Annotated in this window: 9 protein-coding genes and 1 pseudogene; 2 read left to right on the top strand and 8 right to left on the bottom strand. The window is 65.5% G+C overall.

The genetic code is table 11. The features are described from left to right. Positions 1-104: 104 nt before the first annotated feature. Positions 105-323 (bottom strand): annotated as a pseudogene (locus VFH65_RS13955) (adenylate/guanylate cyclase domain-containing protein); the annotation flags it as partial. A gap of 14 nt (positions 324-337) precedes the next feature. Next, positions 338-955 carry a TetR/AcrR family transcriptional regulator gene (locus VFH65_RS13950; protein ID WP_353322278.1) on the bottom strand — a complete coding sequence of 206 codons (618 nt, stop codon included), beginning with the start codon at positions 953-955 and terminating at the stop codon, positions 338-340. A gap of 110 nt (positions 956-1,065) precedes the next feature. Between VFH65_RS13950 and VFH65_RS13945 the strand changes: the two genes are divergently transcribed. Next, positions 1,066-1,968, top strand: a complete 903-nt coding sequence (locus VFH65_RS13945; protein ID WP_353322277.1) for an oxygenase MpaB family protein — start codon at positions 1,066-1,068, stop codon at positions 1,966-1,968. Positions 1,969-2,063: 95 nt separating this feature from the next. Here the strand turns inward: VFH65_RS13945 and VFH65_RS13940 are convergent, their stop codons facing one another. Continuing rightward, a complete protein-coding gene (locus tag VFH65_RS13940) occupies positions 2,064-2,357 on the bottom strand; it encodes a DUF4333 domain-containing protein (protein ID WP_353322276.1) in 294 nt (97 codons plus the stop codon). A gap of 198 nt (positions 2,358-2,555) precedes the next feature. Between VFH65_RS13940 and VFH65_RS13935 the strand changes: the two genes are divergently transcribed. Further along, positions 2,556-3,659 (top strand): SecDF P1 head subdomain-containing protein, encoded by a 1,104-nt coding sequence (locus VFH65_RS13935; RefSeq protein ID WP_353322275.1) that lies wholly within the window; start codon positions 2,556-2,558, stop codon positions 3,657-3,659. Positions 3,660-3,677: 18 nt separating this feature from the next. Here the strand turns inward: VFH65_RS13935 and VFH65_RS13930 are convergent, their stop codons facing one another. The 5 genes from VFH65_RS13930 to VFH65_RS13910 form a co-directional block, all read right to left on the bottom strand. Further along, on the bottom strand, positions 3,678-6,032 hold the full coding sequence (locus tag VFH65_RS13930) for a RelA/SpoT family protein (protein WP_353322274.1): 2,355 nt from the start codon (positions 6,030-6,032) through the stop codon (positions 3,678-3,680). A gap of 96 nt (positions 6,033-6,128) precedes the next feature. Further along, complete coding sequence (locus tag VFH65_RS13925) at positions 6,129-6,653, bottom strand: adenine phosphoribosyltransferase (RefSeq protein ID WP_353322273.1); 525 nt, start codon at positions 6,651-6,653, stop codon at positions 6,129-6,131. Further along, positions 6,650-8,299 (bottom strand): ABC transporter substrate-binding protein, encoded by a 1,650-nt coding sequence (locus VFH65_RS13920; protein WP_353322272.1) that lies wholly within the window; start codon positions 8,297-8,299, stop codon positions 6,650-6,652. The genes VFH65_RS13925 and VFH65_RS13920 overlap by 4 nt, the downstream gene beginning before the upstream one ends. 4 nt (positions 8,300-8,303) lie before the next feature. Continuing rightward, positions 8,304-9,560: a protein translocase subunit SecF gene (gene secF / locus VFH65_RS13915; RefSeq protein ID WP_353322271.1), complete on the bottom strand. Its 1,257-nt coding sequence runs from the start codon at positions 9,558-9,560 to the stop codon at positions 8,304-8,306. Between the two features lie 4 nt (positions 9,561-9,564). Next, positions 9,565-9,676, bottom strand: a 112-nt coding sequence (locus VFH65_RS13910; RefSeq protein ID WP_353322279.1) for a hypothetical protein, incomplete at its 5' end; no start/stop codon positions are given.

The raw sequence follows: 9,676 nt of genomic DNA, 5'->3' as shown, positions 1-9,676 counted from the left end.
GGCGGCTTTGGCCAACACGCGTTCGCCTTCGCTGGCGCGGCCAAGCGCGGCGTACGCGCGTGCCAGCAGCAGGCGTACAGGTAGCCGCCACGGCCCCTCCCGGCGGACTCCATCCGCTGGGCCAACCCGACCTGCTCACCGATGGTGGTGTAACCCAGGTTGCTCGAGCCAATTTCGCCTGCGATCACCTGGCCCGAATTGAGCCCGACCCGCAGTTGCACCACGACATCGTCACGTTGCTGAATCTCCGTTGCCCACCGTTGGCATTCCTCTTGAATTTTCAACGCGGCCAGGCAGGCCCGAAAGGCGTGATCCTCCAACGCTCTTTAAGGTCGGGTCAGGTTAGGCAGTATCGGGCGGCCATGTCGACCAAGGCGGCGCTGAATTGCTGTTGGGACATACGGGGTTTGGGCTGCAGCACGTACTGGAATGACACGCGTAGGGCTGTTTCGACGACGAGCCACATGGTGGCGGGTAGGTCGAGGTCGGGCCGGAACTCGCTTTGGTGGGCCTGGGCATATTGGCAGGCGACGGCGACCAATGCGTCGGTGAGTTCTTGCGTTTTGTCGAATCCGTGCAGCCTGGGCGTCTGTTCAACGATGATGCGCAACAGTTCGCGGTGGGCTTGTTCGATCTGCAGCATGGTGGTGACGGCGAGTTCGAGCATCTGCCGAGGGGGTAGGTCGAAGGCGTTTGTCAGCAGCGGCAAGGCGTCGGCGGCGGCGTTGTTGATGAATCGGACCAACACCGCCAATATGACCGCGTCCTTATCGGGGAAATACTGGTAGAGCGACCCCTTGCTGATTCCGGCGCGCTCGGCGATGCGGTTGGTCGAGGCAGCGGCGTACCCGTCGGCGATGAGAACCTGCTCGCAGGCGTCGATGATCCGGTCGACCATCGCACGCGACCGCGCCTGTCGAGGTGCGCTGCGTACCGGTGCTGACTGACGGCTCATATGTCAGCGATTGTGCCGCACAGCACCTCTTGTATGCGACTCATCGCTCGTATAGCGTTCGGTAAAGCGAGCGATAGGTCGTATTTGGGATGCGCCGCTGAATGGAGCAAATGGTGCTGTTCGAGAGCTACCTGAAGGCGCAGGCGAACCGGTTGAGTGACGCGGTGTTCCGCGCTGATACGCAAAAGGGCATGGTGTATGACGAACCGGCGGGTGATCCCGGATGGTTCGGACCCGACTCCGCGATCTGGTATGTCCACAGCCATGTCTCGGTCGCCCTCGGCGGGTGGGCGGGTCTGTACATGGAGCCGCTGCATCCGTTCTTCGCTGCGGCGGGAGTTGAGCACTCGGTGATCTATCGCGGAGAGCCTAGTTGGGACGTGTTGCGGGCGAGGTTCGGGAGATCTGGGTCCTTCGTCAGCGCGTGCACCTTCGGGTCGACCGCCACGGCGGAGCGGGCCTGCAAGATCGTCTCAGCGATGCACAAGACCGTCGTGGGGACGCTGCCCAATGGCCAGCCCTATGAAGCAGACGACCCCGACGCGATGCGCTTCGCCTACGCCACACTCGCATTGGGGGCCTTCAGCGCCCACCTCAAATACCATCCCCGCCCACTGGGACCCGGGCGCGCCGACGAATACTTCAGCCAATGGGCACGCATCGCCCAGGGGCTGGGAGCCGCCGATCTGCCCGACACGAGGGCCGGAGTCGAGGAGTACCTCAACGCCACAGCACCACGGCTGGCGCTCACCCAACACACCCTGGCCACCCTGGCAGTCTTCGAAGGCTTGCCGATGCCCGCTGTTGCCCGACCCCTCTGGCAGATTCTCGAATGGGCAGCCCAAGACCTACTCCCAGGGTGGGCGCGGCAACTCTACCGCTACCCCGATACCTCCCCAGTCGGCGACTGGCTACGCCACCGGATCGTTAAATCCGCACTCAACACATTCGACTACCTCACTGACGGAATGGCTGAAAAGAACCAGGCCCTCGCGCGCATTAACCGGGGCTAAACAGATCCACGATTTGCCGACGTCGGTCATCGGTGGGTACAGACCACGGCGTAGCTGGCCGCAGCCGCCCCTACAGCTGCTCGCGATTAGAGCAATCAGCCCTCTGTCTGCTTGGTCTGGATGTAGAACTCCACGTCGTCACCCTCGACCTTGGTGACCTTCATGCTCGCGATGTAGTCGCCGTCGGGACCGGTGAACTTGCATTCGAACTCGGTGCCCTCCTTCGCCTCGACACCGTCCGGGCATTCGACGTCTTTGGGCTCGAAGCCAGTCTGTTCCTTGACGAGGTTGACCACCGACTGCGCCGCCCCCTCCGGTTTGATTGTGGAACTACAACCCGCCAGCAACGTGGCCAGCGAAGCAACAAGGATCACCAAGGCAGTGCGCATCGCAGCAGTATTGCAGAACTGGCAAAGTGGCAGTAGGTCTTTGTCCGCGCAAATCAGTCACACGACACCGGACAAGATCCGACCCGATTGATCAGCGCGGCGGCCTGAACAACCGCCATGCGGCACTGCTCCCGTCGGCTTATATCGTTGGTATCGCACCCCAAGCACTCCCGTGATCCCCGTGGTGAGGAGAAGTCGGTGTCAAACCCCGTGCCACAGCCAGCCGTCCCGCCCAGCATTCCCCCGCCGCGCAACGGCCTGACTGCCTCGACCCGTCTTGTGGTGATGCTGCTGCTGGCCGTGCTCGTCCTCGGATACCTGCTGGCGGTGTTCCTCACCAAAGACATCTGGACAGGTAGTGAAGGCACTCGGGTGATATTTGCGACGCAGACGCGGGACGGCTCACCGCCACCTCCGGATGTCATGACGCAGGCGCTGGACGACGTCGAAGCACGCCTGGCCGAACGGGGTGTCTCCGACGCCGAGATTGCGGCGCAGGGCAGCAACGTGGTCGCCACGTTCGGAGGCCGCGATCTCGATAGCGACGCCCTGCGCACCATGTTCGGGTCAAGGGAAACGAAAACGCTGTACGTCCGCCCGGTGATCCACACCATGGCTGTCGAGGATCCGTCGGCGCCACCGCCGCCAGGTGCACCTCCCGTGCCGGCGACGGGGGGCGGCAGCGGCCCGGCAGAGCTCATCGCCTACGAGAAAGAACTCCGACAGAGCACAGCTCAGACCTTTCAAGCCCTGGCCATGCAGTTTCAGTCCACGCGTTGCGGCGAGGACGATGTGCTGGCCGGCCACGACGACCCCAACCTTCCGCTGATCACTTGCTCGACCGACGGACAGACCGTGTACCTGCTGGACAAGTCGATCCTCGGTGGCGACGACGTCCAGAACGCCACTACCGGCTTCGATTCCGGACGCGGGCAGCACGTCGTCGACTTGGAATTCAATGACGACGCCGAGCGCACCTGGGCGGACTTCACCTCGGCAAACGTCGGCACTCAGACGGCCATCGCCGTCGACACCCAGGTCGTCAGCGCTCCGGAGATACAGGAAGCCATCCCCAGCGGTCGTACCCAGATCACCGGCGACTTCACCGCCGATTCCGCGCGGGAACTGGTCGATGCACTCAACCGCGGCTCATCGCCGGCGTCCCTGTCGTTCGAGTCGTCAGCAGACGAAATGCTCCCGGCGACAACATTTTCCAAGATATTGCGGGCGGCGGCAATCGCAGTAGGACTCGGCCTTGCGTTGGTAGTCGGCGTGGTGGTGTACCTGGTGCGGCGTACGTAGCCCGACCGTTGGGCGGCCTCAGGCCGCAGATGTCACGCGGTAGACGTCGTAGACACCTTCAACATTGCGGACCACGTTGAGCACATGGCCCAGATGCTTGGGGTCGCCCATCTCGAAGGTGAACCGGCTGATCGCCACTCGGTCATTCGAGGTGGTGACCGATGCCGACAGGATGTTGACCTTCTCGTCGGCCAGCACCCTGGTGACGTCCGAGAGCAACCGATGCCGGTCCAGCGCTTCCACCTGGATGGCCACCAGGAACACCGACGACGGCGACGGCGCCCACTGCACGTCGATGATCCGCTCCGCCTGCTCCTGCAGCGATGTCGCGTTGGTGCAGTCGGTGCGGTGCACACTCACGCCGCCGCCGCGGGTGACGAAGCCCATGATGTTGTCGCCCGGCACCGGCGTGCAGCACTTGGCCAGCTTGGTCAGCACGCCGGGTGCGCCGGGCACCGCGACGCCGACATCGTCGGTGGTCCGTTGACGCACCGGCATCGTCGCAGGGGTGGCGCGCTCAGCCAGCTCGTCGGTCGCCTCGTCGTCACCGCCGAGCTGAGCCACCAACCGCTGCACCACATGGCGCGCCGACACGTGACCCTCGCCGACCGCGGTGTACAACGCCGACACATCGGCGTAACGCAGTTCACGGGCGAGCGCCGCCATCGAATTGGCATTCATCAAGCGCTGCAACGGAAGTCCGCCACGGCGCACCTCACGCGAGATCGCGTCTTTACCGGACTCCAGCGCCTCCTCGCGGCGCTCCTTGGCGAACCACTGCCGGATCTTGGCCTTGGCCCGGGGCGACACCACGAAGGTCTGCCAGTCCCGTGACGGGCCGGCGTTGAGTGCCTTCGATGTGAAAACCTCGACCTGGTCGCCGTTTTCGAGCTTGCGTTCCAGCGCGACCAGCCGGCCGTTGACCCGGGCGCCGATGCATCGGTGACCGACCTCGGTGTGCACCGCGTAGGCGAAGTCCACCGGCGTGGACCCTGTCGGCAGCGTGATCACATCGCCCTTCGGCGTGAACACGAAGATCTCTTGCACCGCGAGGTCGTAGCGCAGCGACTCCAAGAAGTCGTCGGGGTCGGCGGCCTCCCGCTGCCAGTCCAGCAGCTGTCGCATCCACGCCATGTCGTCGATCTCGGCCGCGGCGTGCGGATGCGGAACACCGTTGCGTCCCTTGGCCTCCTTGTAGCGCCAGTGCGCGGCGATACCGTACTCGGCGGTGCGGTGCATGTCGCTGGTGCGGATCTGCACTTCCAGCGGTTTGCCCTCTGGCCCGACGACGGTGGTGTGCAGCGACTGGTACACGCCGAACCGCGGCTGCGCGATGTAGTCCTTGAACCGGCCGGCCATTGGCTGCCACAGCGAATGCACAACGCCCACAGCGGCATAACAGTCGCGGATCTCGTCACACAGGATGCGCACGCCGACCAGGTCGTGGATGTCGTCGAAGTCGCGGCCTTTGACGATCATCTTCTGATAGATCGACCAGTAGTGCTTCGGGCGGCCCTCCACCACAGCGTTGATCTTCGACGCGTTCAGCGTGGCGGTGATCTCGGCGCGCACCTTCGCCAGATAGGTGTCGCGCGACGGCGCCCTGTCGGCGACCAGCCGCACGATCTCCTCGTACTTCTTCGGGTGCAGGATCGCAAACGACAGGTCTTCGAGTTCCCACTTGACGGTCGCCATTCCCAGCCGATGCGCAAGCGGCGCAATGACTTCCAGCGTCTCACGGGCCTTGCGCGCCTGCTTCTCAGGGGGCAGGAAGCGCATGGTTCGCATGTTGTGCAACCGGTCGGCGACCTTGATCACCAGCACCCGTCCGTCGCGGCCCATCGCGATGATCATCTTGCGGATCGTCTCGGCGTCTGCCGCGGTGCCCAGCGCCACCTTGTCCAGCTTCGTCACGCCGTCGACGAGATGCGCGACCTCATCGCCGAAGTCGGCGGCGAGCGCCTCCATCGTGTAGCCGGTGTCTTCGACCGTGTCGTGCAGCAGCGCGGCAACCAGAGTCGTGGTGTCCATGCCCAGCTCGGCCAGGATGTTGGCGACCGCAAGCGGATGGGTGATGTACGGGTCACCCGAGCGGCGCAACTGGTCGGCGTGGCGCTGCTCGGCCACCTCATACGCTCGTTGCAGCAGCGCCACGTCGGCCTTCGGGAAAATCTCGCGGTGCACCGCGACCAGCGGCTCGAGCACCGGATTGATGGTGCTGCGCTGGGCCGTCATCCGGCGGGCGAGGCGGGCCCGCACCCGCCGCGATGCGCTCGTCGAGGTCTTCGGGATCTCCAGCGGCTGAGTTTCGGGAATCGAGGCCCCCGCCGGAGGCGCCTGCACGGCCGGTCCCGTGCCGGGATCGTCAGCCATGGTCACCTCCAGGTCTGTCCCCTGCCCTTTGGGCGGGGGCCCACATCGCGCAAGCGCTCCTCACCCTCGCTAGGGCTCAGACTTCGAGGATATCGCTCAGACCGTGTGCAAGCTGCTGACCGGTAGCGGTTTGAGCACGTCGCGGCCGTCAAGCGCGGCCAACTCCAGCACTACCGCGGCGCCGGTGACCGTCGCGCCGGCGTGCCGCAGCAGCCCAACTGCCGCCGCGACTGTCCCGCCGGTGGCCAGCACGTCGTCGATGATCATGATCGATCGTCCGGCGAGGTCGATGCCGTCGGCCGGGATCTCCAGCGTCGCGGTGCCGTACTCGAGGTTGTAGGTCTCACTGTGCACCGGCGGTGGCAGTTTGCCGCCCTTGCGGACCGCCAGCACGCCGGTCTGCAGCTTGATCGCGACGGCGGCGCCCAGCAGGAAGCCACGGGCGTCGATGCCGGCGACCAGGTCGGCTCCCTTGGCGATCTCGGCGAGCGCGTCGGTGACGGCGGCAAGGCCCTCGGCGTCGGCCAGCAGCGGGGTGAGGTCCTTGAACTGGATCCCCGGTTCGGGAAAGTCCGGCACCTCACGCGTCAGCGATGCGATGAGCGAACTGATATCGCTCACTCGCTCATCACCCAGCGGTCCATGTTCCATCCCGCGCCCCATCGAGTCGGATTGCTATCCACGGCATACATCTTCTTCGACGCCAGCAATGTCCGCTGCTGACGGTAGAGCGGCAGCGTCGGCATGTCGGCCCACAGGATCGGGGCGCCTTCGCTGAGAAGCCGGGATAGTTCCTTGGGATCGGACGTCACCGCCATCGTCGCAATGATGCCGTCAATGCGCTCGTTGGAGTAGCCGGACAAGTTGTTGCCGTTGCCGGTGTGCAGGTCGTAGGCGTCCATCACCGACGCGCCGGTGGAACCGCTGCCAGCCGCACCTCCGGTACTGGCGATCAGCACGTCAATCTCGTTGTTGCGCAATGACAGTGGGCCGGTGGTATCGGTGGCGGCGTCCTGCACAGTGATTCCGGCAGGCGCGCAGGCCTTGGCGATCGTGCCGACGATCGCGGCCAGCCGGGCATTCGGGCGCTGATACCCCATCCGCACCCTCAGCGGCTGGTTGTTGATCGACGCGCGGGCGGCGTCGGGATTGGCAACGGTGAACTGGCCGGCCTCGACGGTGACCTCCGCCGGACTGAGCGCATCCTCGGCAGCCGGGTTGAGCCGCGCGTTGGCGATCGGCACCTGGGCGTTGCGCGCGATCAGGTCCCGCGGGGTGCACAGAGCCAGTGCCCGCCGCGCCGGCGGCCCGGCCATCGGTCCCTGCGGGTTGAAGATGAGTTGCTCGATGCCCGCCGATGGAGTGTCGGTACGCACATAGTCATCGGGCAGGTTCAGCGTCCCCGACGAACCACTGGCGATATCGACCACGTCGTAGGAACCCTGATTGACGCGGTCCTGGATGTCGGCGCCGCGCGGCCACACGGTGATCTTGTTGGTGAGGGGCTTGGCGCCCCACCACTTGTCGTTCGCGACGAGGACGACGGCGCCGTCCTTGGTCACCGAGTCAAGCTTGTAGGGCCCCGACGACGGAAACTTCTTGAGGTCCAGATCGCCGGTCAGGTTCCAGGTGTTGTTCCACACCTGGACGATGCGCTCGATCGTCGGGCCGTCGTTGTTGAGGATGGCGGTGGTGACGCCCCCATCCCCGAGGCCGAGTCCGTCGGCGATCACGTGCGAAGGCATCATCGACGTCGCCGCGAACAGCTGGCCGAAGTCGACGAATCCGCGGTCCACCGCGAACGACACCCGCGCCTTCTTCTGTCCCGGCGCGCAGTCGACCGAGGCGATGTCGCTGTACCCGCCCCGGTTGGCGGCGTCGAAACCGGGGAACCGCCCCGACTGCGACGCCCACGCCAATACCAAGTCGTCACAGGTGATGGGCTTGCCGTCGGAGTACACCGCGCTGGCTTTGATCTCGTAGTCGAGCACCAGCGGCGCCCGCCCGACCACCGAGATCGTGCCGAAGTCGTGGTCGCCCACGATCTGGCCGTCGGGTCCGTGATAGTTGAACCCGGTGAGCACCCGGGCGAACGCCTGCGGCCCACCCGACGCTGCGCCGGCGACGGTGTTCGTGTTGTACGTGATCAGCGTGCCGTCGACCGCGTAGTCGATGGAGTCCGCGGCACCGTCCGAACAGGCCGAAAGGCCCAGCCCAGCGGCCAATGACAGCACGGCCGCCAGGACGGTTGCCCTTCGGCGAGTCATCGACCTACCGCCGCCGGGTGTTCCGCTTACCCGACGGTCGTCCAGTCTTGCTACTCGTCGGCCGCACAGGCCGCGCGCCGGGCGCGGGCTTGTCGGCGGGCGCGGGCGTGCTGACCCGCGAGGCGGCGCCGACCGCCTCGGGCTCGGCGTCCTCTGCGGGTTCGGCGGTCTTCGTGGCAGCCGGTTTGCGGCGGTTGAGCACCCTTCGCGTGTGGGTGCGCACCTTGTCGGTGCGCTCGCGCAGGGTGACCAGCAGCGGGGTGGCGAAGAAGATCGACGAGTAGGTGCCGACGATCACGCCGACCAGCTGGACGAGCGCCAGGTCCATCAGCGTCCCGACACCGAGCAGCCAGACCGCGATCACCATCAGCGCGACGATCGGCAGCACCGAGATCAGGCTGGTGTTGATCGACCGCATGAACGTCTGGTTGATAGCGAGGTTGGCCTGCTCGGCGAACGTCCTACGCGTGGTGTGTTCGAAGCCGTCGGTGTTCTCCTCGACCTTGTCGAACACGACGATGGTGTCGTACAGCGAAAAGCCGAGAATCGTCAGCAGGCCGATCACTGTCGCAGGCGTGACCTCGAACCCGACCAGGGAGTACACGCCCGCCGTGGTGACCAAGTCGAATACCAGCGTCGCCAACGCCGAGAGCGCCATGTACCGCTCGTAGCGCACCGTGATGTAAATGGCGGCCAGCAGCAGGAACACCACCAGCGCGATGAGCGCCTTCTGGGTGATCTGACCGCCCCACGTCTCGGAGACCGCCGAGTCGCTGATCGCCTGCTTGTTGGGCTGGCCGTCGCTGCCCTTTGGTGAAAAAGCGTCGAACAGCGCGGTGCGCAGTCGCTCCGTCTCTTCGTTGGTCAGCGTCTCGGACCGAATCTGGGCCGTGGCCGAGTCGCCACTGCCGACGATCACCACCGACTCCGGTGGCTTGCCGATCGTCTCGGTGAACACGCTCTCGACCTGCTCAGTGCTGACGTTGCCTTGCGCGCCGGCGACCGGCAACGACACCTTGGTGCCGCCCTCGAAATCGATGCCGAACGTGAACCCGCGGATCAGGATGCTCGCGATCGCCACGGCGACGATCAAGCCGCTGAGCGAGTACCAAAACTTGCGGCGCCCAACGACTTCGAAAGCACCGGTGCCGGTGTAGAGCCGAACAAAGAAGCCGTGGCGTGGCGCTGCGGCTGCCGCGGATTCGAGGTCTTGCGCTTCGACGGCGCTGGACTCGGTCACGTCGGGTGAGTGCTTAGCCATCTGACTATCCCCTCCCCGTCGCGTGCGCGGCCGCACGGCGTTCCCGCGCGATCTGCTGAACTGCACCGAGCCCGTTGAGCCTTGGCTTCGCCATCGTCGGCGACTTCGACGCCAAA

It is taken from the genome of Mycobacterium sp. (genome assembly GCF_035697385.1).
Classification (GTDB): Bacteria; Actinomycetota; Actinomycetes; order Mycobacteriales; family Mycobacteriaceae; genus Mycobacterium.
The sequence above is the reverse complement of the archived record's forward strand: the minus strand, read 5'-3'. Positions and strand labels throughout refer to the sequence as shown.

Excerpts from the sequence above, each read along its gene's own strand:
- VFH65_RS13950 (WP_353322278.1), bottom strand. The coding sequence starts at position 955 with ATGAGCCGTCAGTCAGCACCGGTACGCAGCGCACCTCGACAGGCGCGG.
- VFH65_RS13945 (WP_353322277.1), top strand. The coding sequence starts at position 1,066 with ATGGTGCTGTTCGAGAGCTACCTGAAGGCGCAGGCGAACCGGTTGAGT.
- VFH65_RS13940 (WP_353322276.1), bottom strand. The coding sequence starts at position 2,357 with ATGCGCACTGCCTTGGTGATCCTTGTTGCTTCGCTGGCCACGTTGCTG.
- VFH65_RS13930 (WP_353322274.1), bottom strand. The coding sequence starts at position 6,032 with ATGGCTGACGATCCCGGCACGGGACCGGCCGTGCAGGCGCCTCCGGCG.
- VFH65_RS13920 (WP_353322272.1), bottom strand. The coding sequence starts at position 8,299 with ATGACTCGCCGAAGGGCAACCGTCCTGGCGGCCGTGCTGTCATTGGCC.
- secF (WP_353322271.1), bottom strand. The coding sequence starts at position 9,560 with ATGGCTAAGCACTCACCCGACGTGACCGAGTCCAGCGCCGTCGAAGCG.